Annotated in this window: 23 protein-coding genes and 3 tRNA genes; 13 read left to right on the forward strand and 13 right to left on the reverse strand. The window is 43.9% G+C overall.

Features of this window, described 5'->3' with window-relative positions; genetic code table 11:
* Positions 1-76: 76 nt before the first annotated feature.
* A complete protein-coding gene (gene rrtA, locus JEZ96_RS09115) occupies positions 77-673 on the reverse strand; it encodes a rhombosortase (protein WP_014610650.1) in 597 nt (198 codons plus the stop codon).
* Positions 670-1,407, reverse strand: coding sequence for a 7-cyano-7-deazaguanine synthase QueC (gene queC, locus JEZ96_RS09120; RefSeq protein WP_011789452.1), 738 nt, complete (start codon positions 1,405-1,407; stop codon positions 670-672). Before queC ends, rrtA begins: the two co-directional genes overlap by 4 nt.
* Positions 1,408-1,578: 171 nt before the next feature.
* Here queC and queE point away from each other — a divergent pair, with 171 nt between their 5' ends.
* Positions 1,579-2,247 (forward strand): 7-carboxy-7-deazaguanine synthase QueE, encoded by a 669-nt coding sequence (gene queE / locus JEZ96_RS09125; protein WP_025008737.1) that lies wholly within the window; start codon positions 1,579-1,581, stop codon positions 2,245-2,247.
* Positions 2,248-2,446: 199 nt separating this feature from the next.
* Here the strand turns inward: queE and JEZ96_RS09130 are convergent.
* The 3 genes from JEZ96_RS09130 to JEZ96_RS09140 all read right to left on the reverse strand — a co-directional run bounded on the left by JEZ96_RS09130 (position 2,447) and on the right by JEZ96_RS09140 (position 2,858).
* Positions 2,447-2,531 (reverse strand) — tRNA-Tyr (locus JEZ96_RS09130).
* Between the two features lie 102 nt (positions 2,532-2,633).
* Positions 2,634-2,718: transfer RNA gene (locus JEZ96_RS09135), tRNA-Tyr, on the reverse strand.
* 55 nt (positions 2,719-2,773) lie between these two features.
* Positions 2,774-2,858, reverse strand: a tRNA-Tyr gene (locus tag JEZ96_RS09140).
* 125 nt (positions 2,859-2,983) lie between these two features.
* Here JEZ96_RS09140 and JEZ96_RS09145 point away from each other — a divergent pair.
* The 3 genes from JEZ96_RS09145 to JEZ96_RS09155 all read left to right on the forward strand — a co-directional run bounded on the left by JEZ96_RS09145 (position 2,984) and on the right by JEZ96_RS09155 (position 6,326).
* Positions 2,984-3,472 (forward strand): VC2046/SO_2500 family protein, encoded by a 489-nt coding sequence (locus JEZ96_RS09145; protein ID WP_025008757.1) that lies wholly within the window; start codon positions 2,984-2,986, stop codon positions 3,470-3,472.
* 192 nt (positions 3,473-3,664) lie between these two features.
* Entirely contained in the window at positions 3,665-3,952 is a 288-nt protein-coding gene (locus tag JEZ96_RS09150; protein ID WP_014610648.1) for a DUF406 family protein, read from the forward strand.
* 190 nt (positions 3,953-4,142) lie between these two features.
* Positions 4,143-6,326 (forward strand): sensor domain-containing phosphodiesterase, encoded by a 2,184-nt coding sequence (locus JEZ96_RS09155; RefSeq protein ID WP_011789448.1) that lies wholly within the window; start codon positions 4,143-4,145, stop codon positions 6,324-6,326.
* A 90-nt stretch (positions 6,327-6,416) separates the two neighbouring features.
* On the opposite strand, the gene JEZ96_RS09160 is transcribed toward JEZ96_RS09155, so the two are convergent.
* Together JEZ96_RS09160 and JEZ96_RS09165 are read right to left on the reverse strand one after the other, a co-directional pair.
* The gene (locus JEZ96_RS09160) at positions 6,417-6,902 is read right to left on the reverse strand and encodes a YchJ family protein (RefSeq protein WP_174520868.1); all 486 of its coding nucleotides are present in this window, start codon (positions 6,900-6,902) and stop codon (positions 6,417-6,419) included.
* Between the two features lie 34 nt (positions 6,903-6,936).
* Entirely contained in the window at positions 6,937-7,521 is a 585-nt protein-coding gene (locus JEZ96_RS09165; protein ID WP_011919243.1) for a YybH family protein, read from the reverse strand.
* A 134-nt stretch (positions 7,522-7,655) separates the two neighbouring features.
* Between JEZ96_RS09165 and smrA the strand changes: the two genes are divergently transcribed.
* From smrA to JEZ96_RS09180, 3 genes are all read left to right on the forward strand, one after another.
* Positions 7,656-8,246, forward strand: coding sequence for a DNA endonuclease SmrA (gene smrA / locus JEZ96_RS09170; RefSeq protein ID WP_025008755.1), 591 nt, complete (start codon positions 7,656-7,658; stop codon positions 8,244-8,246).
* Positions 8,247-8,522: 276 nt separating this feature from the next.
* On the forward strand, positions 8,523-9,164 hold the full coding sequence (locus JEZ96_RS09175; protein ID WP_011789444.1) for a TetR/AcrR family transcriptional regulator: 642 nt from the start codon (positions 8,523-8,525) through the stop codon (positions 9,162-9,164).
* Positions 9,165-9,176: 12 nt separating this feature from the next.
* Entirely contained in the window at positions 9,177-11,456 is a 2,280-nt protein-coding gene (locus tag JEZ96_RS09180; protein ID WP_061782839.1) for an acyl-CoA dehydrogenase, read from the forward strand.
* Between the two features lie 160 nt (positions 11,457-11,616).
* On the opposite strand, the gene pyk is transcribed toward JEZ96_RS09180, so the two are convergent.
* Complete coding sequence (gene pyk, locus JEZ96_RS09185) at positions 11,617-13,056, reverse strand: pyruvate kinase (protein WP_011789442.1); 1,440 nt, start codon at positions 13,054-13,056, stop codon at positions 11,617-11,619.
* Between the two features lie 184 nt (positions 13,057-13,240).
* Positions 13,241-14,095 (reverse strand): MurR/RpiR family transcriptional regulator, encoded by an 855-nt coding sequence (locus JEZ96_RS09190; protein ID WP_011789441.1) that lies wholly within the window; start codon positions 14,093-14,095, stop codon positions 13,241-13,243.
* Positions 14,096-14,405: 310 nt separating this feature from the next.
* Between JEZ96_RS09190 and zwf the strand changes: the two genes are divergently transcribed.
* Genes zwf through JEZ96_RS09210 form a run of 4 tightly spaced genes read left to right on the forward strand, consistent with a single transcriptional unit; the run spans position 14,406 to position 19,098 of the window.
* Entirely contained in the window at positions 14,406-15,878 is a 1,473-nt protein-coding gene (zwf, locus tag JEZ96_RS09195; RefSeq protein ID WP_011789440.1) for a glucose-6-phosphate dehydrogenase, read from the forward strand.
* A gap of 9 nt (positions 15,879-15,887) precedes the next feature.
* Positions 15,888-16,586: a 6-phosphogluconolactonase gene (pgl, locus tag JEZ96_RS09200; protein ID WP_025008754.1), complete on the forward strand. Its 699-nt coding sequence runs from the start codon at positions 15,888-15,890 to the stop codon at positions 16,584-16,586.
* Positions 16,587-16,610: 24 nt separating this feature from the next.
* Positions 16,611-18,437: a phosphogluconate dehydratase gene (gene edd, locus JEZ96_RS09205; RefSeq protein WP_041420651.1), complete on the forward strand. Its 1,827-nt coding sequence runs from the start codon at positions 16,611-16,613 to the stop codon at positions 18,435-18,437.
* 19 nt (positions 18,438-18,456) lie between these two features.
* Positions 18,457-19,098, forward strand: a complete 642-nt coding sequence (locus tag JEZ96_RS09210; RefSeq protein WP_025008753.1) for a bifunctional 4-hydroxy-2-oxoglutarate aldolase/2-dehydro-3-deoxy-phosphogluconate aldolase — start codon at positions 18,457-18,459, stop codon at positions 19,096-19,098.
* 168 nt (positions 19,099-19,266) lie between these two features.
* On the opposite strand, the gene JEZ96_RS09215 is transcribed toward JEZ96_RS09210, so the two are convergent.
* The 3 genes from JEZ96_RS09215 to JEZ96_RS09225 all read right to left on the reverse strand — a co-directional run bounded on the left by JEZ96_RS09215 (position 19,267) and on the right by JEZ96_RS09225 (position 22,644).
* A complete protein-coding gene (locus JEZ96_RS09215) occupies positions 19,267-20,616 on the reverse strand; it encodes an anti-phage deoxyguanosine triphosphatase (RefSeq protein WP_128090088.1) in 1,350 nt (449 codons plus the stop codon).
* Between the two features lie 25 nt (positions 20,617-20,641).
* Positions 20,642-21,229: a 5'-deoxynucleotidase gene (gene yfbR / locus JEZ96_RS09220; RefSeq protein WP_011789435.1), complete on the reverse strand. Its 588-nt coding sequence runs from the start codon at positions 21,227-21,229 to the stop codon at positions 20,642-20,644.
* 200 nt (positions 21,230-21,429) lie between these two features.
* Positions 21,430-22,644 (reverse strand): pyridoxal phosphate-dependent aminotransferase, encoded by a 1,215-nt coding sequence (locus JEZ96_RS09225; protein ID WP_025008751.1) that lies wholly within the window; start codon positions 22,642-22,644, stop codon positions 21,430-21,432.
* Between the two features lie 785 nt (positions 22,645-23,429).
* Between JEZ96_RS09225 and JEZ96_RS09230 the strand changes: the two genes are divergently transcribed.
* Together JEZ96_RS09230 and JEZ96_RS09235 are read left to right on the forward strand one after the other, a co-directional pair.
* A complete protein-coding gene (locus JEZ96_RS09230) occupies positions 23,430-24,812 on the forward strand; it encodes a Na+/H+ antiporter NhaC family protein (RefSeq protein ID WP_011789433.1) in 1,383 nt (460 codons plus the stop codon).
* A 215-nt stretch (positions 24,813-25,027) separates the two neighbouring features.
* A complete protein-coding gene (locus JEZ96_RS09235; protein WP_011789432.1) occupies positions 25,028-25,849 on the forward strand; it encodes a hypothetical protein in 822 nt (273 codons plus the stop codon).
* Between the two features lie 170 nt (positions 25,850-26,019).
* Here JEZ96_RS09235 and efp read toward each other — a convergent pair whose 3' ends face one another.
* Entirely contained in the window at positions 26,020-26,580 is a 561-nt protein-coding gene (efp, locus tag JEZ96_RS09240; protein ID WP_011789431.1) for an elongation factor P, read from the reverse strand.
* Positions 26,581-26,597: the final 17 nt, after the last annotated feature.

Below are 26,597 nucleotides of genomic sequence, written 5' to 3' on the forward strand. Positions count from 1 at the left end.
ATTATTGCGGTTAACATTATTAAAAAGCCGTCTAGCAATCATGCTACGACGGCTTTTTAATATCCGCAGATGGGGGCTAAATGGTGCCTTTCGAGTGTTCTAATTTAAGCTTAATAAACACCGCTAAAGCGCAAATCAGCCCGCAGATTAAGCCGACCAAATGCGCCTCGGTTGCTACGCGAGCGCCTATCATGGCGGTGACATCATTGCTGGCACCATAAAGCTGTTCGTAACCGACCTTGATGATAACGCCAACGAGCAGCAGATAGCCTGAGCGCAGCTTACGGACAATATCCTGCACTGCGCCGTAGGCGAACAAGCCATGCAACATACCGCTTAAGCCGACATAACCAAGCAATTGCGGATAGCCTAAATACAAGCCTATACCTTCGAGTAAACATAACACGAAAAATAGTGCACTTAAGCCTTTGAGATGATAATGAAAATGGTGCAAAAATAGCACCACCCACAGCCCTGCAAGGTTCATCAATAGATGCCATTGATTCGTGTGCAGTAAATTTCCACTGATTAATCGCCACCACTCCCCCTCACTAATGGCACTGCGGCGATAGGCGAGTAGGTTATCGACAGCAGGGCTTGCTAAGCCTGCGACATACAAACCCGCACAAAGAAGACTCACCATCAGTGCGACCCAATAGGGACTGCGTATCATGCTTTAGGCTCGCTAGCGTCAAGCTCAGCCATAACCGCCGCTTTATTCTGTAGATAGTCGTCTAATCCACGTTTGCGAAGATGACAGGCAGGGCAATCACCACAGCCATCGCCAATCACACCGTTATAACAGGTGAGAGTATGGTGGCGAACCAGATCGAGTTGCTGATATTTATCCGCCAGTGCCCAGGTTTGTGCCTTATTGAGCCACATCAAAGGCGTGATGATTTTTAGTTGTTTATCCATGCCTTGAACTAAGGCGGATTCCATCGCTTTGACAAAATCGTTACGACAATCAGGGTAGCCTGAAAAATCGGTTTCACACACGCCTGTGATAATCGCCTCAGCGCCTAATTGATAGGCATAAATGCCTGCAAGCGTTAAAAATAAAATATTACGGCCGGGCACGAAGGTATTGGGCAGGCCATTTTCCATCAACTCGTGTGAAACAGGTATCGCATCACGGGTGAGGGCTGAAATAGCTAACTCATTGAGTAAGGTGACATCCATGACTTTATGGCTGGTGATCTTCAAGCGTTTTGCTAAGGATTTGGCGACTTCAATTTCTTCGCGGTGACGTTGGCCGTAGTCAAAGGTGATCCCATGTACTTCATCGTACTGGGTTAGGGCTTGAATAAGACAGGTTGTTGAGTCTTGTCCGCCACTGAAGACAACCACGGCTTTGGATGTGGCAGTTTTTGACTCGAATGTTTTTTGCAATATGCTCGTTGACATAAAGGATTTCACTTCACCGTAGAACAGGTATCAATAGAGCGTTAGTGTAACTCAGGCCATAGGGCTTGCAAACTCTGGGGATACTGGTGAAATGGGCTGCTTTGGCGCAAAAACTTGCAGCTCAAGCTAAAATCCACTATAAATGCCGCCCCAGAAAAGTGGAACGCCAGCATGAACTACCCAGTCAACGAAGTATTTGAAACCATTCAAGGTGAAGGTGTCTTTACCGGAGTGCCCGCCATATTTGTCCGCTTGCAGGGTTGTCCTGTGGGATGTGCTTGGTGTGATACGAAACAGACATGGGATGTGCTTGAAGCCGATAAGGTCTCGCCAGAGCAAGTCATTACCGTGGATGGCACGATTGGACGCTGGGCTGAACATACGGCGGATAGCTTGATTGCTGCTTTTAATGCCAAAGGGTTTACCGCGCGTCATATTGTGATCACCGGCGGTGAGCCTTGCATGTACGATTTACGCGAATTAACCGAGACCTTGCACAGTCAAGGCTTTGCGACTCAAATCGAAACCAGCGGCACCTTTGAAGTGAATTGTGCTGATAACACTTGGGTGACAGTATCACCCAAGGTGAACATGAAAGGGGGCTATCCGGTATTAGCGCAGGCGCTAAACCGCGCCAATGAGATTAAGCATCCTATCGCGACTGAAAATCACATCGATGAACTTGATGAGTTACTGCAAGATATCGATATTTCGGCTAAAACGATTTGCCTACAGCCGATCAGTCAAAAGCCTAGAGCGACCGAACTGGCGATGAAAGTGTGTATTGCCCGTAATTGGCGCTTATCAATCCAAACTCACAAATATTTAGATATTGACTAAGGTTTGGCGAAGTTAGGATAAATGTCGCCTCATTTTATGGGGCGAAATTTTTATGGTGCTATCAATTGAAATTGCAGATAGGTAACAATGCAATATTTAAATAAGGAATAAAAATATTTTAAAAGTGTATTTGTGGATATAAATGAGAAAGATATCACGGAGGAAAGAAGAGATACAAAGCAAAAAATATGTGTAGAAATGGTGGAGGGAGAAGGATTCGAACCTTCGAAGGCTGAGCCGTCAGATTTACAGTCTGATCCCTTTGGTCACTCGGGAACCCCTCCACGTGATTTTCTATACACTTTGTAGATTCACTTAAATATTTTGGCCTGATTTAAGTGTTAAAACGAGTTTGAAACGATTGAATGCAGAGAGTAAAGATAAGATGGTGGAGGGAGAAGGATTCGAACCTTCGAAGGCTGAGCCGTCAGATTTACAGTCTGATCCCTTTGGCCACTCGGGAACCCCTCCACAAATATCTTTTACTTAACTTTTACTAACTCACTCAACTAGCTTTCAACGCAAATGGTGGAGGGAGAAGGATTCGAACCTTCGAAGGCTGAGCCGTCAGATTTACAGTCTGATCCCTTTGGCCACTCGGGAACCCCTCCTCAATTGCGGCGGCCATAGTAGTCAGAAACCTTTTGCATGTAAATACCCAACTTAAAAATATTCCTAAAGTTATATCTCAAGTGGTCGATTAACTAACAACGAATTGTTTTAATGATGTTTTTTTATGCAAATTGATGTTCCTTTAGTCAACGAAGCCCAAATTGGCACCCGCTTAAATGCGGCGATAGAGCACAACAGACGAGGTGAGTTTGCGCTGCTGTTGTCTTTATTATCGGTTGATGCGAGGGATATGGCGCAGTTTCAATGGCAAAAAGACCTTGATACTGCTCAAAAATTACAGCAACAGTTTGAGTTACCACCTAAGCAGCCCTTACTGGCAGATTTATCCTTATTTGAACCTGTTGTTGATAATAGCCAAGTGTTTATCACGCAAGGGGCAAGAGCATTTCAACTACAGCAGGCTTTGCAACCTGAGGCGTTAGTTATCCGTGGCGCTGAACCTACGGCGATGGCTGAAGCTCTGAGTAATTGTGATTTAACCACTCAATTGCGTCAGCGTGGTCGCTTAACTTCACCTCAGATTGAACTTATGCACTTTGCCGATCAATTAGCCATTCAACGAAATCTAATCCCTCTTCAAGCCATTGCGTAAATTGAGCTGCTGTAATCCATTTTTCGAGATGACAAATCATTCAAACGTCACAAGCGTGAGCTAAAACCGAGTCAATCTGATTCGAATTATCTATAATTACCACCCACTTTACCTTAACTTATTCGATAGCGGTGTTTACGACAGATGTCGTGGAACGGTATTGTTATTACTCCAAATTCAGAGGAAGACAAAATGAAAGGTATTATTGCTGCGCAATCCCCAACCGTAAATGACACATGCACAGATTGCGGTAGTTTTGTCGATATTGGCGCTGTGATTGATGAACACGATATTGTATTAGAAATACAGTTTACGGGCGCATCAGCTAAAGACGATGCTGAAAACATGGCTGAGCGTGCCAAAGCACGCTTTGGCAAGACACAAGCGAAGTTTGTCACGGTTGAAACGGGCATGAGTTTACAGTTAGTGTTTGATGTTAGTGCGGAAAAAATGATCTTTCAGCTAGAAAATGGTCTTTAAAAAGCATTAGGCTCGACATCAATGTTGCCAAAATTGTAATAAATTGTGCGTCATGTTGCTGTGTTTAAGTGAGATAGTGTAATCTGCGTCAACATAAAAATTCTCAATTGGCTCAATTAATGTGCTTTAAAAAGTGCATTAATTGTTGCTAAAAATCAGTTACCCAACACGAAGTTTTGTAGGGATCAGCGTGAAGCGACGTCAGCATCAACATTTATTAGAGTCTTTAGTGCATTCAACTGCAAAACAGCAGGGGGATTTTGCTAAGACCGCAGAATTAGCGACAGAGTTATTGTGTCAGAATTTAACGGTTTCTTCAGTTTCTGTATGGACGTTCTCTCCAGATCAACAAAGTCAATCTCTCGTAGCACAATTTGGCGCTATGATGTTGCAAGATATCCATAGACCTAAATTATTGCAGGCGTGCCCTCGTTATTTATATGAACTTAAAACCCGTCGTCATATTGATGCGGGTAACACGTTGATCGATCCGCGTCTGAGTGAACTATCCCAAGTGTATTTTAATCCTCGGCAAGTATTTTCCTGCCTTGATGTGGGAATTCGCATTAATGGACATCTTGAAGGTGTTCTCTGTATTGAACGAACCCAAGTTACACCCCATTGGCATGACAGTGAGATACATTTGGCTTGTCAGATGGCCGATCAACTTGCATTAACCCTTGCCACAAAACACGCTTATGATAAAGAAGAGCGGCTAAGCCTATTTCGCAGTGCAACAGAACAATCCCAACAAATGAGTATGTTGATCAATTTGCATACTGAAAAAGTGGAATATGTGAATCAAGCACATGGTGAGATCACTGGGCTAACGCGTGAGCAAAGCATTGGTAGTCATTTGCGAGAGTTAACCTTCTTTAAGCAACATCCCCAACTCGCAGAGGAAACGCTCGCACAAATCTTTAGGGGAGAGCAGGCAAAAGGTGAAGTACAATTTCGCCGTGCAGATGGCAGTTATTATTGGCTTAAGTATGTGGTTAGCCAATTTATTACTGAACGAGGAAATCACTACGCCTTAGTGTCCGGAGAAGAAAGCACGGATGAGCATAATTACAAAATAGAACTAGAGCGGCTTGCTTGGCGTTGTAGTTTAACGGGATTACATAACCGCAGTCATTTTAACCGAGTGCTAGAGCGAACCAGTAAAGGGCTGCTCTTATTAGTTGATCTTGTCGGCTTTAAACGTTTTAACGATACCTATGGCCATGAACATGGTGATAGTTTATTAATCGAAATTGCGCGCCGTTTGAAACATTTCTCTGAGATCAATAAAGCCACGGAAATTGCCCGTGTAGGGAGTGATGAGTTTGTGGTGCTGTTGACGGATGATAATGCCGTCTATGATCTTGATTATTTCAGTACCCGTTTATATCAACATCTATCAGCGCCAATGTTAATCGGTCGAGAGCAAATAGAACCTAAACCTGCTTTAGCGGTGGTGGATATTGCCTCCGTTGCCAATTTATTTGCGCCACTTACCTGTGCTGATATTGCAGTGCAATACGCTAAGAAGAAAAAAGGTACTTCGATTCAAGTGTTTAATAGCACTTTGCTCAGCGCTTTTAAGGAAGATGCACAGATAGAGCGTGATTTACACAGTGCCATTCGTGGACGTCAATTTGAACTTTATTACCAACCGCTTAGGGATCTTGGATTACAAACCTATATCGGTGCCGAAGCGTTGATCCGTTGGCATCACCCCAAAAAAGGGGTTCTATATCCCGGTGCTTTTATTGATATTGCTGAGCAGTCAGGAATGATCAATGCGATTGGTAGTTGGGTACTGGAGGCCGCTTGTCGGCAACTCAATCTTTGGCAGCATCATAATGCCGATCTGACTATGCATGTAAACGTCTCTGCACGGCAGTTCTTTAGCGGTAATTTATACGAACAAGTATGGCAATTACTTACCCGTTATCGTTTAAAGCCTAAAACCTTAATCTTAGAAATTACTGAAACAGAGCTGATGGGGGATATCCGTCATGCCACGTTATTATGTCAAGAGTTAGCTGAATTAGGTGTTGGACTTGCTATTGATGATTTTGGGACGGGTTATAGCTCGATGCGTTACTTAAAGCAATTCCCCATTAGTAAGTTGAAAATTGACCGTTCCTTTATTTCCGATCTCACCATTAGCCGTGAAAGTCGTGAAATTGTTTCGGCGATTATAGCTATGGCGAATGCGTTGAATATTTCTTTAACGGCAGAAGGGGTCGAAACCATTGAACAAGAGGCCTTTTTGGCAAAAAGTTGCTGCCATCAGGCTCAGGGATATTTATACAGTCCTGCACTGAGAGAACCTGAATTTGCTCAATTTTTACTTTCAGCAAATCGTTCTTCTGTACTGACACATTGAATGTTGGTTCATTGGTAGCATAAATTAGGCAATAAATATCACCTCAATAAAAACAACAATCACATTATAGAGATTCTTAATGCCGACAAATTAGAGGGAATTCAAACAGCATTGCTTGAATTTTTTACCACTATGGCAAATACAAGGAGCATTTCTACTCGGTAGTTTGGCCGTCATTTGTTTACCTTTGGTATAATACCAACGGTTATCCTGATAAATAAATTCTGAATGTTCATAGATTGCATCGATTTCACCTTCAAGTTTATACCAAGCCTTGAAGGTGACTGTACCTTGTTTTAGTGCAGTTGAATTGACAAATTCTTCGCTCGCTATCAGATCTAGCCCAAGCCAGTGTGGGTGAGGGCCTAGATTAAGGTTGGCTAAGGTAAGGTCTCCAAGAAAGTCAGGGTGCTGGGTTTTGATTATGTAATCAAATTTTTTCAAGGCAAAAGCGCTGTAGCGAGAGCGCATGAGTTGCTCCGCTCTATGGGCGAAAGTGCTATCAAGGTGCAGTGGCTCGCAGCAGTCTCGATAGTATTTCCCCGTACCACATGGGCAGATATATTCTGGGCTCATTGTCATTACTTATAATAAATTATGTGGTAACCGATTAAGACTTGGGTACTTTTTTGTTGTTAGCAGGCAAAGGTGGAAATTGCCGACCATAGTATAAATTCGGCACCGGTTTGGCATTGTGATAGAAACTCGGTTCTGCACGATTATTAGTATCTAGCGTTATTTGCCAAAGATCTTTTGCCACTTTTTGAGTACCAATTGCAAACTTGCCTGCAAATTCACTCACAGGTTCACCTGTTTCCTCTGCGGGGTAAAACCGCACTAGATAATAGCCAGTATCTATGGCGCTATTACCCACGATTTTGCGATTTAAAATACGAAAATCGACATCGATATGTGCTTTTTTAGCCCTGATTTTATCGAAAAACTTCTGATAAATACCCACAATATTTTCTCGGCCATAATAGATTTCTTTACTTTGGCTTTCAGAAAGATAGCTCGTATCTTCAGCATAAATCCCACGGGTAATTTCGGCGTCTAATGCGGTAAATGCTTGGATAAATTGCGGATAATTGGCGTTAATTAATCGATCTACAGATTCAAACGATTGGTTTTTATTTGGATTAGCCAAACTTAGGGGCGACAATAGGCATATCAGGGCTAGCAGCAAAAATCTCATTACATTATTCTAATCTGACAATCATGGCGCCACTATAATGGAGGCGCACTGTGAACTAAAGGTTTGAATGTTTACAAAGTGTGTTTCTGCACAATAAAAGTGCATTGAACTCAATATAGCGGGAGGTGCTTGCCATGCTCGAAGATGGAACAGCGCTGTTTTTTGAAGAAATGGTTGGGGTAGTGCCACTAAAAGGAGATAGACCTGTGGTTAATTTACAGCCAACAGGGCTAACTGCGGAGCAATTGCAACGGCGCGAAATATTACAGCGAGAGACCTATTTGGCCTGTATGTCTCTAGATTTAAGTCTTATTCCAGTTCTTGCCCCTGATGATGTTGTGGGATTTAAGCGAGAGGGAGTGCAAGGTGCGGTGTTTAAGCGTTTACGCCTTGGACAATATCCGATAAAAATGGAACTTGATGTTCATGCTTATCGATTACATCAGGCGCGTAACGCTGTTCTGAATTATTTATTAGCGGCACAGAACCACGGTGAGCGTTGTGTCATGTTAATTCATGGGAAAGGACATCAAAGTAAGCCCTTCGCAGGTTTGCTGAAATCAGCCGTTTGCCATTGGTTATCTCAACTTGATATGGTTTTAGCCTATCACTCAGCCAAAACAGAGCAGGGAGGGACTGGAGCTTTATATGTCATGCTGACTAAATCGGAACAACTCAAACTAGAGAATCGAGAAGTGAATCGCAAAGGGATGGGATGGCGTTAATGAACGCTTTATTTTTCCCTTTGGTCAACATGCTCACTGCTGGCAGAGAAGAGTAAACACCTAAACTGACCTTATACCCATTAATCTGTTCATTGTGCTAAGGAGTAATATGGGTAATCACCATATCTAAAGATATTGTTTAACATTGGGATTAATAAAATTTACGTGCTTTGATCTTATTAAGGCCAATGGGGGTATTTCATTATTTTTAGTTTGACATCCTCTTTGCCAATGTTTAATTTAAACGAGTGTTTTAAATTAATCCAAGGTCACGGAATGGCAAGTCGATCCGATACAAAAACTAGAATACTTGATGCCGCAGAAAAACTGTTCGCCGAAAGGGGCTTTTCTGAGACCTCCTTGCGACTCATTACCAGCAAAGCGGAAGTGAATCTTGCATCAGTCAATTATCATTTTGGTTCTAAAAAAGAACTGATCCGTGCTGTTTTGGCTCGATATTTAGATGTGTTTATGCCTGCTGCTTCAACAGAAATTAAACGCTTAGATGCCATACCTGCACAAGCGACTTTAGAAGAGATTTTATCGTCGCTGGTCGCGCCGCTGTTAGAGCTTAATCAGTTACGAACGGAAGGCACGACGATTTTTCTGCAGTTACTTGGGCGTGGCTATATCGAAAGTCAAGGGCACCTACGTTGGTTCATCACGACCCACTATGGTCAGCATTTAGATACCTTTGTGAGTGCTGTGTCAGCAAGTGCGCCACATATTCCTCCCGCAGAAATGTTTTGGCGCTTACACTTTACCCTAGGCACCATCGTATTCACTATGGCATCTGCTGATGCGTTAAATGATATTGCGAAAGCTGAATTTGGCGAGCATAACGATATCGAAGCGGTTATCCGTAAAGTGATCCCTTATATGGCGGCTGGTGTGTCAGTCCCTGTTTCACCTCAATAAAAGGTCTTGATTATGTTGACGATTATAATCCTTGCCCTGATAGCGATTGTCGTGCTGTTTGCGGTAAAAAATATCAGAATGCAATTTATTACTCGGCCAGTGTTTAGCTTTTTTAAAAAAGTATTACCGCCATTATCCGATACAGAACGTGAAGCAATGGAAGCGGGCGATGTCTGGTGGGAAGGTGAGTTATTTCGTGGTAACCCTAACTGGAATATCTTGCATAGCTATGGCAAGCCAACGCTGAGTGCGGAAGAAAAAGATTTTATCGATAATCAAGTGATGACAGCACTGACAATGATCGATGATTTCGACATAGTGCATAATCGCAAAGATTTACCGCCCGAGTTATGGGAATACTTTAAGAAAGAAGGTTTCTTTGCGCTGATCATTCCGAAAAAATTCGGTGGTAAAGCGTTTTCTGCCTATGCTAATTCGACCATTGTAAGCAAATTAGCCAGCCGTAGCGTGAGCGCAGCTGTAACTGTAATGGTGCCAAACTCTTTAGGTCCTGGAGAGTTGCTAACCCACTATGGTACGAACGAGCAGAAGGAACGTTGGTTACCTGCTTTAGCAAAAGGTGATGAAATTCCTTGTTTTGCATTAACCGGCCCTGAAGCAGGCAGTGATGCGGGCGCTATTCCTGATGTGGGTATTGTGTGTCGTGATACTTTTAACGGCGAGGAAATGCTTGGGCTTAAGCTCACATGGGATAAGCGTTATATCACGCTGGCACCAGTAGCCACCGTTTTGGGGTTAGCGTTTCAAATGCGAGATCCTGAAGGTTTGCTTGGCGATAAGAAAAATCTAGGCATTACCTGTGCGTTGATCCCAACAGATCATCCTGGTGTCGTTATAGGGCGTCGCCATAATCCGCTGGGCATGGCGTTTATGAACGGTACTACCCAAGGTAAAGACGTATTTATTCCATTAGACTGGATTATCGGCGGCCCTGATTTTGCGGGTAAAGGCTGGCGTATGCTGGTGGAGTGTTTATCGGCAGGCCGTGGTATCTCACTGCCAGCATTAGCCACAGCCTCGGGGCATATGGCGACAAAAACCACTACAGCTTACAGCTACGTGCGCCACCAGTTTGGTATGGCGATTGGCCAGTTTGAAGGGGTGCAAGAAGCGCTTGCACGTATTATTGCTAACACTTATCAATTAGAGGCGGCGAGGCGTTTAACGACTACGGGCATTGATCTTAAAGTTAAACCTTCAGTTGTGACTGCAATAGCTAAGTTCCATATGACTGAATTAGGCCGTTCTGTAATGAACGATGCCATGGATATTCAATCGGGCAAGGGTATTCAATTAGGACCTAAAAACTATTTAGGTCACCCTTATATGTCCAACCCAATTTCGATCACAGTGGAAGGCGCGAATATTCTAACTCGCTCATTGATGATTTTTGGTCAAGGTGCGACTCGTTGCCATCCTTACGTGCTTGCCGAAATGGAAGCCGCAGCGATGGAAAATCAACATGAAGCCTTAGAGCGTTTCGATTCACTCTTAATGGGACATATGGGCTATGCCACTCGCAATGCCTTTAGTGCTTTAGTTAATGCATTAACGGGGAGTGTCTTCGGTAATGCACCTGTCAGCGGTGAAACGAAGCAATATTATAAAGATATGTCGCGTATTTCATCGGCTTTAGCCTTAATGACGGATTTATCCATGTTGATCATGGGCGGTGATTTAAAGCGTAAAGAAATGCTTTCTGCACGTATGGGCGATGTGCTTAGCCAGTTATATTTAGGTTCAGCGACCTTGAAGTTATTTGAAGATAATGGTCGCCAGCAAGATGATTTGCCTGCGGTACGATATGTGATGGCCAATCGCTTGCACTTAGCGGCTAAAGCGTTGGAAGATACGATTCGTAACTTCCCTAACCGTCCAGTGTCATGGCTACTTCGTGCTTTAATCTTTCCGCTTGGTAATCACTTCAATGCACCGAGCGATAAAATGGCAACGGAATTAGCCAGTGGTATGTTAAAGCCGGGTCCTGCACGTGAGCGTATTACTTTCCTATGCCCGGAATTTGAAGGGGATAAGGGCGGCATTGCTGAAGTTGAACAGGCATTTGTTGCGCAATATGCTTGTAAAGAGATTTACAAAAAGTTGAAAAAAGCACAGCGTGCAGGTGAGTTACCCGCAAAAGTGCCGAATCTAGTCTTGTTTGCAAAGGCGTTAGAAACCGGTGTTATTACCGCCGATGAAGAGCAAAAGTTGCAGCATGCTGATAAGTTGAGACTGGCGGCTATTCATGTGAATGACTTTGAAACCCTGTAAATATGGTAGGTCAGACAGTTTAATCGAGTTGCACTGTTGCACTATTAATAAGCTGTTAGAGTTGTTCTCTTAAGTAGATTGTAGATATAAAAAAACCACCTTCATTAGGTGGTTTTTTATTGGCTAATTTTCTAACACTGTTTTAGTGACGATAAGAAACTTAAGCAACAATCAACACCTTACAAGTGTTAGTGCCACCGATAGTTTCCATTGCATCGCCCTTGGTCATCAAAACTAAATCGCCGCTTTGTAAATAACCAGCGGTTGTCAGTGACTCTAAGGCTTTTTGTGCTAATAGATCGGCTGGATAGATAGTTGAATCAAAGTAAATCGGTAATACACCGCGATATAATGCCATCTTAGCGAGTGTTGTCGCATGGCGTGATAAACCAAGGATGGGCAGTGAAGAACTGATGCGCGACATCATCTGAGGTGTTGCACCCGATTCGGTTAAGGCGATAATCGCTTTAACACCTTCTAAATGGTTTGCTGCATACATAGTCGATAGGGCAATGGTCTCTTCCACAGAAGTAAAGCGTGCATCTAATCTATGCTTAGACACTTTAACGCTTGGGTGCGACTCTGCACCGACACACACATTTGCCATCGCCTTAACGGTTTCTTCAGGAAAATCTCCCGCAGCGGTTTCGGCTGATAACATTACGGCATCAGTCCCGTCGAGCACAGCGTTTGCCACGTCCATTACTTCGGCGCGGGTTGGCATTGGGCTTGAAATCATCGACTCCATCATTTGTGTCGCTGTAATGACGATTTTGTTGAGTTGACGTGAACGGGCGATAAGTTTCTTTTGCACTGCAACGAGTGCAGCATCACCAATTTCAACGCCTAAGTCACCACGGGCAACCATAACAACGTCAGAAGCTAAGATCACATCATCCATCGCTTCATCAGTGGCAACGGCTTCTGCACGTTCAACTTTAGCAACAATCAGTGCATTACAACCTGCTTGACGGGCAAGATCGCGGGCGTAATCGAGATCAGCACCACTACGTGGGAAAGACACGGCTAAATAATCCACTTGGATCATTGCGGCCGTCAGAATGTCTGCTTTATCTTTTTCGGTCAGCGCCGCGGCAGATAAACCACCACCTTGCTTATTAATCCCCTTATTGTTTGATAAAGGACCCGCAACCGTCACTGTGGTGTGAACCTTACGGCCTTCAACACCTTCAACACGTAATTGAACACGGCCATCATCTAACATCAGGATATCGCCGACCGTCACGTCGTCTGGCAATTGCTTGTAATCGATACCGACTTGGGTCTCGTCACCTTCACCTTTAGCGAGCTCAGCATCTAAAACATAGGCTTGACCGAGTTTGAGCTGAACTTTCTTGTTGTCTTTGAAAGTAGAAACGCGGATTTTAGGCCCTTGTAAGTCACCAAGAATAGCAACATGAACACCTAATTCTTTTGCTATTTCACGAGCTTGAGTTGCTCGTTTGAGATGATCTTCGGGGGAGCCGTGGGAAAAGTTAAGACGTACAACATTTGCACCTGCCGCGATAATGCGACGTAGATTATCATCACGATCAGTGGCGGGGCCGAGTGTGGTGACGATTTTGGTTCTGCGGAACATAAGATACTCCGTTAAAGTTAAAAAATCTTGAGACTATATTACCATGCCATTCCAAATTATGTAGTAAAGTTACAAACAAATTGATCTAAAGTTATGTTTCAATTTTGTGAGGTATCGCTGAAAATTACACTAAAAATGGCTAGGCTGAACATTCGCACTAGCCATTTTTAGGATAGGAAGTGAATTACAGTATCGGATCTTTATTGATACGAGACTCTTTTAGCACTTCTTTAACGCGTTTTAGATTGTCACGGAAACGTGGTCCACGGCGTAATGTAAAACCGGTTGCCAATACATCTATAGTCACCAATTGGGCTAAACGCGAGGCCATGGGCAAATACATATCGGTATCTTCAGGGACTTCCATAGTTACGGGTAAGGTACATTCCATTGATAATGGCGAGTTACGCGCGGTAATCCCAATAACGGCGGCACCGTTTTCTCTTGCTAAACGCGCTATTTCAATCAATGACTTAGTACGGCCAGTGTGGGAAATCAATACCACTACATCGCCTTCATTACTGTTGATACAACTCATGCGTTGCATTAGAACATCGTCAAAACAGATGACAGGCACATTAAAGCGGAAGAATTTATTTTGCGCATCATGGGCAACTGAAGCGGATGCACCTAGGCCAAAAAAGGAAATTGTCTTAGCTTGAGTCAGAATATCAACGGCTTTGTTTATTGCAGAAACATCTAAACTTTGCCTTGCAGTATCAAGCGAAGCCATTGAAGATTCAAATATTTTTGTTGTATATGACTCTGTGGAGTCATCTTCTTCAACGTGACGGCTAACATAAGGCGTGCCGTTCGCAAGACTTTGAGCCAGATGTAACTTAAAATCAGGGAAGCCTTTCGTATCTAAACGGCGACAGAAACGATTCACAGTAGGTTCACTGACATCTGCCATCTTAGCGAGTGTGGCGATGCTAGAATGTATAGCTGTTTGTGGTGATGCTAAGATCACTTCTGCTACTTTGCGTTCTGATTTACTGAAATGGGTGAGGCTTTTTTGAACCTTTTCTAGGGTATTCATACGCGTACGTCCGCTAAATTGAGAATGTAATTTTATTTATTTTTGTTTAGTGGCTTAGATCAAACCTGTTATTCCACTAATCGATGCTTTGTAGTAAGTTTTTAGTACAATTTTGAAATAAGATTTTACTACCTTCAGTAATTTAAGCACAAAAAGCATATCAGATTTGTGCCCAAGGTGCCTAGTTAGCCAGAATGTTAATATTGATAAAAATAGATGCATTTAATAAATTCTGTTGTTATATTACAACAAAATGTGGATTTCTTCAGCGACATGAAGAGACACGACATACAAAGGAGAGCGTAACGCAATGGGCAAAACAACATCAGGCGCCAAAGCTTGTGACTTCGTACTCTTTGGTACTAAAGGCGATTTGGCACGACGCAAGTTGTTACCTTCTTTATACCAGTTAGATAAGGCTGAATTACTCGATAAAGATACGAAAGTGATCGGTGTCGCGAAAGACGAGTTTAGTCAGGAAGAATTTAGAGAATTAGTCACGCTTGCGTTAAACACCTTTGTCAAAGAATCCCTTTGTGAAGAAACTCTCCAACGTTTTTTGTCACGCTGCCACTATATAGGCACCAATTTTACCGATTCTGCTGGATACAGCGCCTTCCATGATTTGCTTAAACCAGAAGAGCGAGTTATGGTCAGTTACTTTGCGACACCGCCAGCGATATTCGGCGATATTTGCCGTTGTCTGCATGAACAAGATCTTATCCACCCAGACTCTCGTGTGGTACTCGAAAAGCCAATCGGCTCAGATTTAGAATCTTCCCGCGTTATTAATGATCAAGTTTCCGCTTACTTCAAAGAACGTCAGGTTTACCGTATCGACCATTACCTAGGTAAAGAAACCGTACAGAACTTGATTGCACTGCGTTTTGCTAACTCTTTATTTGCCTCTAAGTGGGACAACCGTACGATTGACCACGTCCAGATCACTGTCGCAGAAGAAGTGGGCATCGAAGGCCGTTGGGGTTACTTCGACAAAGCGGGTCAGATGCGTGACATGATCCAAAACCATTTGCTGCAAGTGTTAACGCTCGTTGCCATGGACCCACCTGTTAACTTAGACGCTGACAGTATTCGTGATGAAAAAGTTAAAGTACTTAAATCACTGCGTCCGATTAATTCAGACAATGTGTATGAAAATACCGTACGCGGTCAGTACAGTGCCGGCTTCCTAAAGGGCAGCCCCGTACCGGGTTATTTAGAAGAAGAAGGTGCCAATCTTCAATCACACACAGAAACCTTCGTGGCGATCCGAGTCGATATCGATAACTGGCGTTGGGCGGGCGTGCCTTTCTATTTACGCAGTGGCAAACGTATGCCGTTTAAGAGCTCTGAAATTGTGGTGTATTTCAAAAACCCACCCCATAACTTATATCGCTCAAGCTACCGTAATCTGCCACCGAACAAGTTAACCATTCGTCTACAGCCCCACGAAGGGGTTGAAATCCAGATGATGAATAAAGTGCCAGGTTTGGAGCAAAAACAACGTCTACAAACGACTAAACTCGATTTGAGCTTCTCGGATACCTTCAAAAATGAACGTATCGCCGATGCCTACGAGCGTCTATTACTTGAAGCTATGCTCGGTAATCAAGCCCTATTCGTGCGCCGTGATGAAGTCGAACAGGCATGGACTTGGGTGGATGGCATTATCCAATCGTGGGAACAAAGCAACGAAAAACCCAAACCTTATCCTGCGGGTACTTGGGGTCCTGTTGCGTCAGTGGCTTTGATCACCAAAGATGGCCGTTCGTGGGATGAGTAGGAGACGTTGATGATTAAAGAAACCGTATTCAAATCATTCGACACACCAAGTGCGTTAGAGCAACAGCTTGCAAACAAAATTGCAAGTCAGCTACAGGAAGCCGTCGATGCCCGCGGAAAAGCGAGCTTAGTGGTTTCCGGTGGTTCAACGCCGCTTAAGTTATTTCAACTATTGAGTATGAAGTCCATCGATTGGAGTGATGTTTATATCACGCTTGCCGATGAGCGCTGGGTTGATGTGGAAGATCATGCATCAAATGAGCGTCTTGTGCGTGAACATTTGTTACAACATCGTGCGGCCAATGCTAAATTCCGCGGTTTAAAAAATATGTTTTCAACCGCAGAAGCGGGCGCCGATATGGCCGCCGAGTCCTTGTCTAATTTCCCACGCCCTTTTGATGTGGTGGTGTTAGGCATGGGGAATGATGGTCATACCTGCTCTTGGTTTCCCTGTAGTGCTGAGCTTGAAAATGCGCTCACAACCCAAGACCTGTGCGTGGCGACGAACCCCACCACAGCTCCCCATGGCAGAATTACGCTCTCTAAGAGTGCGATTCTGAACAGCAGACAAATTTATCTGCACTTGGTCGGGGAACAGAAATTATCCGTATATCGTCAAGCGTTAGAAAGTGATGATGTCCATGCTATGCCTATCAGAGCCGTATTAGCGCAGCGTAAAACGCCCGTTGATGTGTTCTGGAGCGCTTAAGGAGTCACTATGCACTCAGTAGAAATACACTCGGTAGTTCAAGCTGTTACCGACAGAATTATTGCCCGTAGCAAAGCGTCACGTGCAGGTTATTTAGCCGCATTGAATGATGCCCGTCATCATGGCGTACACCGTAGCTCATTGAGCTGTGGCAACTTAGCCCATGGTTTTGCTGCCTGCAAACCAGACGACAAAAACGCATTGCGTCAATTGAATAAGGCGAACATCGGCATAGTGACGGCATTTAACGATATGTTATCTGCCCACCAACCCTATGAAAGCTATCCTGAATTGCTTAAAAAAGCCTGTCAGGAAGTCGGCAGTGTTGCACAAGTGGCGGGCGGTGTGCCGGCCATGTGTGATGGTGTGACTCAGGGTCAACCCGGTATGGAGTTGAGCCTGCTGAGCCGCGAAGTGATAGCGATGGCAACGGCTGTGGGCTTGTCTCACAACATGTTCGATGGTGCTTTACTGCTCGGTATTTGCGATAAAATCGTTCCAGGCTTGCTTATCGGTGCGCTCAGCTTTGGTCACTTACCTATGTTATTCGTGCCCGCAGGGCCGATGAAATCAGGTATCCCTAACAAAGAAAAAGCCCGTATTCGTCAGCAATTTGCTCAAGGTAAAGTGGATCGCGCACAACTGTTAGAAGCCGAAGCCCAGTCTTACCACAGTGCAGGAACCTGTACTTTCTACGGTACTGCAAACTCGAATCAGCTGATGCTTGAAGTGATGGGGCTGCAGTTACCAGGCTCGTCATTTGTGAATCCAGATGATCCACTGCGCGAAGCCTTAAACAAGATGGCGGCTAAGCAAGTGTGTCGTTTAACCGAAATGGGCACCCAATATACCCCAATCGGTGAAGTGGTCAGCGAAAAGTCTGTGGTTAACGGCATAGTCGCGCTATTAGCGACAGGCGGTTCAACTAACTTGACGATGCATATTGTCGCCGCGGCTCGTGCTGCCGGTATTATCGTGAACTGGGATGATTTTTCTGAATTATCCGATGCCGTGCCATTAGTGGCGCGCGTGTATCCCAACGGTCATGCCGACATTAACCATTTCCACGCCGCCGGTGGTATGGCGTACTTAATCAAAGAATTACTCGATGCGGGTCTATTACATGAAGATGTAAATACCGTTGCGGGCTTTGGTTTACGCCGTTATACCCAAGAGCCTAGACTGCTCGACGGTGAACTATGCTGGGTCGATGGTCCAACGACTAGCTTAGATACTGAAGTGTTAACGTCAGTCGCATCGCCTTTCCAAGGCAACGGTGGCTTAAAATTACTGAAAGGTAACTTAGGCCGCGCTGTGATCAAAGTGTCTGCGGTACAAGAACAGCACCGTGTCGTTGAAGCGCCCGCGGTGGTGATTGACGATCAAAACAAACTCGATGCTTTGTTCAAAGCGGGCGCTTTGGATAGAGATTGTGTTGTGGTGGTTAAAGGTCAAGGCCCGAAAGCCAACGGTATGCCAGAACTGCACAAGTTAACCCCATTATTGGGAACGCTTCAGGACAAAGGCTTTAAAGTCGCACTGTTGACTGACGGTCGTATGTCTGGTGCGTCGGGTAAAGTCCCTGCGGCCATTCATTTAACGCCAGAAGCCTTAGATGGCGGCTTAATTGCCAAAGTCCAAGATGGCGACTTGATCCGTGTCGATGCGTTAACAGGCGAACTGAGCCTGCTGGTGTCAGAGACTGAACTTGCCACCAGAGCCGCGGGAATAGTGGATTTACATCGTTCACGTTATGGTATGGGTCGCGAGTTATTCAGTGCGCTACGCTCAAATCTCAGCAGTCCAGAAACAGGTGCGCGTTGTACTAATGCCATCGATGAACTTTATTAAACAAAGGAAGAATAACGCAATGCTTGAGAATAACTGGTCACTACAGCCACAAGATATTTTTAAACGCAGCCCTATTGTTCCTGTGATGGTGATTAACAAGATTGAACATGCAGTGCCACTCGCTAAAGCACTGGTTGCCGGTGGTATTAGTGTATTAGAAGTGACTTTGCGTACGCCTTGTGCACTCGAAGCTATCACTAAAATCGCCAAAGAAGTACCAGAGGCTTTAGTCGGTGCAGGAACCATTTTAAATGAGACTCAACTCAAACAGGCCATTGCCGCTGGCGCGCAGTTTATTATTACGCCGGGTGCTACGGTTGAACTGCTCAAAGCGGGTATGCAGGGACCCATTCCTTTGATCCCTGGTGTTGCTAGTATTTCTGAGGTGATGGCTGGAATGGCACTTGGTTATACCCACTTTAAATTCTTCCCAGCTGAAGCCTCGGGTGGTGTGGATGCACTGAAAGCCTTTTCGGGCCCATTAGCGGATATTCGCTTTTGCCCAACAGGTGGCATTACGCCAAGCAGCTATAAAGATTATTTAGCGCTGAAAAACGTCGATTGTATTGGTGGTAGCTGGATTGCGCCAACGGATGCAATGGAACAGGGTGATTGGGCTCGTATCACTCAACTTTGTAAAGATGCCATCAGCGCTTTATAAATCGAGCTTGAAATAGTGACAAAATAAAAAACCACCGCGAGGTGGTTTTTTGTCTTTTATCTTTCGCATTTTGATAAAGAACGGCTGCGATAGCAGACTCTACAGTAACACGAGCATTTACAAACAGTCTGGCCTTATAGAAAGTCGAGTTGTGAAATGAGCACTTGTCTACATTTCCTTGCTCAGTTCCACATTCGAGCCCGCTTTAGGGCTAAACAACTGCTGATATAGTCTGCCTGCAAACTCATCTGTCATCCCTGAAATATAATCCGCTAATATTCTGTGACTGTTCAAGCCTTGCTGCTCACTTTCTCGCCAACGCACTTGGGTGTTCAGTGGCAGTAAACGCTCGGGATCGGAAGCGAAGGCTTCGAATAATCCCATCACAATTTGCTGGCCCTTATATTCGAGCATTTGGATCTCAGGTTTACGAATAACGTATTTATACACCAGTTGCTTGAGCACATTGAGCGCAATAGCAAATTCGGGCTCTAAGGTCGCATTAAAGCGCAATAATGGCTCTTCGAACACGTCATCTTCTGAGATCACAATAGCGGTGACAAAGCCATTAACGAGTGTGCCTATGGCATCTTTACGTAGGTGATGCTCATGGGAAAACAGCTTGTTGCCAATATCGGCCAGCTCTTGTTTTATCCACGCATCACTGCTGTTGGTCAGTGTCGGCGCCACATCTTGATGCCACTGGGATGCCGTGACTATGCCCATCACAATCGCATCTTCGAGATCGTGCACCGCATAGGCGATGTCATCTGCCAGTTCCATAATCGAGCAATCGAAGGATTTAAACTGGGTTCGCAAATGCGGATAGTGGTGCAGGGCGGGGTGTGAACCTTGCTGAGTTGATGTAAAACGACGGCTATCCGCCTCAGACAAAGACTCAAGCACCCAAGCGAAAATGTCGTTATCATCATCGAAAATGCCCTTAACCGGCGGCCATTGTGACGGCTTGAGTTGTCTATGGTTGGTGATTTCATTATGTTCACCCGCGACAAATAGCTTCGAGTACGGCGCAGGGTATTTCAAAATGCCGAGCATAGTTCGGCGGCATAGGTTCATGCCAAAATCTAAGGTATAGGGCTCAAGTTTCGATAAAATACGAAAGGTTTGGCCATTGCCTTCAAAGCCGCCGTGGTCGCGCATCATGTAATTTAATGCCACTTCGCCACCGTGGCCGAAGGGTGGATGACCAATATCGTGGGCTAAACATAAGGACTCTAATAAGCTCATAGAGCAAAGCAGTTGTTTATGTTGTGGATATTTGCGCCTGAGCTGAGCAGCTATGCCGGTACCAATTTGCGAGACTTCGAGTGAGTGGGTTAATCGGGTACGATAGAAGTCATTCATGCCAACGCCGAGCACTTGTGTCTTGGCCTGTAGGCGGCGAAAGGCGGCCGAGTGGAGAATACGTGCCCTGTCTCTTTGGTAGGGGCTGCGGTGATCAAAGCGCCTTTGTTTATCTTCACCATGGCGGCGTTCTTGCCAAACACTTGAAGTCATATGCATTCCTAGCGAGAGTGGAAAATCAAAGCATCTTGTTAATTTCGTCTAAATTCAAAGTGAAACTGGGTACAAAGCAGTTCATAAAATACTGTACCGCGGGATCGGGATTCGTCGCCAGCATGTCTTCAAGTCGTTTGCGGGCGGTATTGAATTCACTGTTGCCAGCGCGGTTTTCTTCAAGGCATTTAAGATAGGCGCACAGCGTATCGGCGGATTTCACTATGGTCTTGTAAACGGGATCGGCGTAATCGCTGATGAACAGACTACGATAATCTTCTTTAAATTCCTCCGGTACCATATCTAACATGCGCTGCTCGGCAATCGCCTCAATCTTTTTATACTCGGCTTCAATTTCTTTATTGAAGTATTTCACTGGCGTCGGTAAGTCACCCGTGAGAATTTCACTGGCATCGTGGAAAATCGCCAAACTGGTGGCTTGATGGGGGCAGAGCGTCGTGCCGAATTTCTTATTACTGATTATCACCAACGCATGGGCCACCATGGCCACCTGCAACGAGTGTTCTTGAACATTTTCAGTGCGTACGTTGTACATCAAGGGCCAGCGTTGGATAAGCTTCATGCGAGCTAAATGGGCAAATAAGTGACTCATAGTTTTCCTATTTATTCGAAGGCCTGCAGCTAATTCGAGGGCCAGCGTTTATGCTAACTAAGTCTTAGATTATCACAGCCTTGGGTGACAAGTGAGCCAGCATCATACACTTGCGATAAAATATCCCATAAAAAAAGCGATCGTGTAGATCGCTTTAAACTATTTCACCGTCAAAGGTTTAGCACGGATCCCAAACTAGCCTATTGACGATAGGTCTCGAGGAAAGTGCCGAACTCAGTTAAGGCCTTATTGAGATCTTCCTTGTACGGTAGGAATACGACACGCAAGTGATCCGGCTCTGGCCAGTTAAAGGCGCTACCATGGACTAACAGAATTTTCTTTTCCCGGAGTAAATCCAGTACTAAACGCTCATCATCTCGCAGATTGAATTTTTTCATATCCAATTTGGGGAAGGCATAGAGTGCACCCTTTGGTTTTTTCACGCTCACGCCGGGGATTTGGTTAAGCAATTCATAACAAGCATCCCGTTGAACCGTAAGGCGGCCATTAGGCAAAATAAGCTCGTTAATGCTTTGGTAACCGCCAAGCGCGGTTTGAATCGCATGTTGATTGGGCACGTTTGCACAAAGGCGCATCGAGGACAGCATTTCTAAGCCTTCGATGTAACTTTTAGCAGCCTTAAGATTGCCAGATAACATCATCCAACCGACACGAAATCCTGCTGCACGATAAGCCTTTGATAAACCGTTAAACGTAACAGTTAAAATATCGTCTGATAAACCTGCTGCAGGAATATGTTTGGCTTCATCGTATAAAATTTTGTCGTAAATTTCATCGGCAAATAGGATCAGATCATGTTGACGGCACAGTTCAACCACTTGCAGCAGTAATTCTCTACTGTATACCGCTCCCGTTGGGTTGTTTGGGTTAATCAGCACTATGCCGCGGGTACGTGATGAGATTTTGCTTTTAATGTCGTTGAGATCGGGGAACCAGTCTGCTTCTTCATCGCAGCGATAATGTACCGCTTTGCCGCCCGCGAGGTTGGCCGCCGCAGTCCACAGAGGATAGTCTGGTGAGGGGATTAAGATCTCATCGTCGGTATTCAGCAAACCTTGCATCGCCATCATAATGAGTTCTGAAACGCCATTACCGATATAGATATCTTCGATATCAACACCAAAAATCCCTAGGGATTGATAATACTGCACGATAGCCTTGCGGGCAGAGAATAATCCTTTTGACTCACAGTAGCCTTGGGCACTGGGTAAATTAAGGATCACATCGCGCACAATTTCCTCTGGCGCTTCAAAACCGAAGGGGGCTGGATTACCAATGTTGAGTTTGAGGATTCGATGCCCCTCGTCTTCTAAACGTCTGGCTTCCTTGTGCACTGGGCCGCGGATGTCATAGCAAACGCTATCCAGTTTGTTGGATTTGATGATAGGGCGCATTTACACCTCGGAACATGCATAAAATTTTGGCTTAAGTTAGCGCACCATAACGAAATTTAGTGGGTTAAGGAAGGGGGAAAGGCTTTGATGAGCACATTTTTTTAAAAAATATATCAGTTAAATATGCTTTAACAGTCAATTAATGAAATTGTATCAAGTTTTATATTCTGAATTTTTTGTGAATATAGGATTATTTAGCTAAAGCCTGTGTCTATTAAAACTCGTTTTACGCGTTCTGGTAATGAACGTCACGAAACTAATAAAGTGCTCTACAAAAATGAGTGTCATTGGTGATGCAATCATCGCTTGCTATTTGTTGCCTGCTCCGTTCCAAATCCTTGCTGGGGAAAAGTGCATATTAGCCCAAGCTTAATGATTGATTTTTAATCACAGATTTTTGATAAAATGATCTTATACAAGCTGCATATTACTATTGTGGTAAATAGGCATATTTATTGAATGCTTATTAAGCTAAGAGAATCATATATGCCTAAGTTGCTAGAGAGTTAAAGTTGTTTAAAGTCAATGTATTATGTTGATATTGCTCGCGGTCGTTAAAATTATTTTCTATCTCGTTAAATTTATTGTTGACTCATTATTCGATGCGCTTTATTTTCTGCGCGATGTTTTTGGCAAGGCACTTTAGATTGCACGCTTTTAGCGAGTTTTTCTATAAGGTTAGTCATTATGAAGCAGCAGTTTTGGCGCTCTGTATCGAGGTGATTGCAGGCGCTGTTCTAAAACCTTTTGCCTTTTAGGCGACTTAAATTAGAGGACCTAAGTGCATGTCTGAACCGACAGCGTTAAGTCTTATTCCACCTTTGGTGGTATTGGTGTTAGCCATCTGGTTACGCCGTCCCATTTTGTCCCTGATCATCGGTGCAGTAAGTGGTTTGCTGCTACTCGACCCAAGTGAAGTGTTAAATAATTTTGCCAGTGCATCCCTTAAGGTTATGGGTGATGAAACCATTGGTTGGTTAATTTTAGTATGTGGTTGTTTTGGTGCTTTAATTGCACTCTTAGTGCGCACTGGTGGTGCTTTAGCATTTGGTCATAATGCATTGAAATTTGCCAAAGGCCCTAAATCATCGCTTTTTATGACGTTTATTCTCGGTATCGTTATTTTTATCGATGATTATCTTAATGCGTTGACCGTGGGTGAAACCATGAAGCGCGTGACCGATAAGTTTAAAGTATCCCGAGAAATGTTAGCTTATGTTGTGGACTCTACAGCGGCACCTGTGTGCGTGTTAGTGCCTTTATCGACTTGGGCCGTATTCTTCGGTGGTTTACTGGTTGATAATGGGGTGGCAGCACAAGGTCAGGGGATTGCTGTCTATATGCAAGCCATTCCTTACATGCTCTATGCTTGGTTAGCTGTTGCTATGGTACTACTTGTTGTATTAGGTATTGTTCCAGCAATTGGTCCAATGAAAAAGGCGCAGTTACGTGCAGCACAAGGCGAACCCGCTCAAGAACAAGTCGATTTTGAACAGGTGCAGACCTCAGATGAATATGCGGTTAAAGCGATCGAAGAAGAATTTAAGCATGCAGACAATCATGGCAAGCTACATAATTTTTTAGTGCCTATTGGGTTATTAGTTGCTTTTACCGTGTACTTTGACATCGACGTCTGGAAGGGATTGCTGGCCACTTTAGTGTTTACACTTCCTTATTATGCGGTGCAGCGTTTAATGCCATTGTCAGAAATGATGGATCAAATGATTGATGGTTTTAAGGGCATGTTGCCAGCGATAGGTACTGTAATTGCTGCATTTGTGTTTAAGGATGTGTGTGATCAGTTATTATTACCACAGTATGTGATTACCGCATTAAGTCCTTTTATGACACCTTCGCTGTTACCTGCGGTGGTATTCCTCTCTATGTCTGTACTTGCATTTGCAACAGGGTCAAGCTGGGGAATTTTTGCAGTGACAATTCCAATTGTTATGCCATTGGCTCAATCTGTTGGAGCTGATATCCCCTTAGTAATTGGTGCACTTTTATCTGCATCTTCATTTGGTAGTCAAGCGTGTTTTTACTCGGATTCAACTGTGTTAGCGGCACAGGGGTCTGGTTGCAACTTAGTCAGTCATGCTGTGACTCAGTTACCTTATGCGCTTATCGCAGCGGTGCTTGCTTTTGTGGGCTTTATATTGATAGCCTAAAACACATTTTGTGGATTCTTTGAATATAAAAAACCAGCTTCGGCTGGTTTTTTATATTTTGCTAACTCTGATGCGTACGCCTAACTAGAAATATAGTATATTGCCCAAACATTTACCCTAGTTTGTATTTTTGCTCTCTGCGAGTGAGAGATGTGAGTGCTGATCTACAACAATGAGCAAATGTATTATTTATTAAGGGAGTAATAGGATCGAGAATGGATAAGAAAGCGAAAAAAATACTGTTTTCCACTTACTGGAAAAACGGCTGGATAGATTCAAAAGACAGAGTTTTAAATGCTGATGATTTCGAATATGCAAAGTCAAAGGGACTCATGTTTGAGCCGATTTCAATTTCCCATGATGAATGCATTGCATCGATTGTTGATTTGGTTGCAAATATAAGTAAAGCGCAAATAGCAAAAGGTTTTTTAAGTAGCTTGACTTCTCGCCGATTGGATCTGAGATCTTCGTTGTCTTCATACTCAATGGCTAAACATATACCCGCACATCAATATACACCAGTTATCTCTGGAACTTCCTATAAAGAGGGGATAGCAACATCCCATTCTTACACTTGTAGTATTTGTAGGGATGTTCAATACGGGGTTGGGGGTGCAGAAGCTTATGTTAACACTGATCTTAATGTGCTTAATTTTGAACGAATAAAATGGGGTGGTGTGCGTCATGGTAATATCCTTTATATGCTCTTTGACTTAGAGCAATTCAACAATACGGATATTCCTGAACCCACTTCTGATGATATTTTCTGCTTTAAGGAAATCTTGAAGACAATTGAAAATTCAGCGCCAGAAGATTATCCAAGTACGCTTGAAAAACGCTTAGCGACGGTTATTAAATCCAGCAAAACAGAAAGACAGATGTTAATTGAAATTTTAGCCAGTATGGGGGTATTAAAGCCAAGTCACTATGATAGACCCAGAAGGGGCAAAAATGACTGGGTTTTTGCTGAGTATTGGCGAGGCGAGGATAAATACAGCCGTGAAGCCATAGGTGAATATTTTGCCAAGTATATATAAGGCTGTGAATATTATCTTTTGCTAGGCTAGGAACTCATCAAATACGCATGCTTTGGCTGCAATATTCAGCGTTCGAGTTTGATAGATTAAGCCGCTAATAAGATAAAACCAATGTATAAAAAAGCCAGTGCAAGCACTGGCTGTTAACGTCTGGTAAACGGGAAGTGCAATTAAACGCGCTTCTTGAATTCACCAGTACGAGTGTCGATTTCAATTTTATCGCCTACTTTCACGAAGTCAGCAACACTCACTGTGCCGCCGCCAGTGATAGTCGCTGGCTTCATCACTTTACCTGAAGTATCGCCACGAGCTGAAGGCTCAGTGTAGATCACTTCACGTACGATAGTGGTTGGCATTTCAACAGAGATAGCTTTGCCATCATAGAAAGTCACTTGGCAAGTTTCTTCCATACCGTCAACGATATAAGCTGCTGCATCACCTAAGTTTTCAGCTTCTACGTCGTATTGGTTGTATTCTGCATCCATAAATACATACATAGGATCAGCAAAGTAAGAATAAGTACAATCCAGACGATCTAATACGATGTCTTCTAACTTATCTTCACCTTTGAAAGTGGTTTCTGTACCAGAGTTAAGCAGTAAGTTCTTTAACTTTAACTTAACGATAGCAGCGTTACGGCCAGAACGAGTTGTTTCAGTTTTCTGTACAACCCATGGGCTGCCATCTAACATGATCACGTTACCAGGACGGATTTCATGAGCAGTTTTCATTACACTATTTCCTATAT

The organism is Shewanella putrefaciens, from assembly GCF_016406325.1.
Taxonomy (GTDB): domain Bacteria; phylum Pseudomonadota; class Gammaproteobacteria; order Enterobacterales; family Shewanellaceae; genus Shewanella; species Shewanella putrefaciens.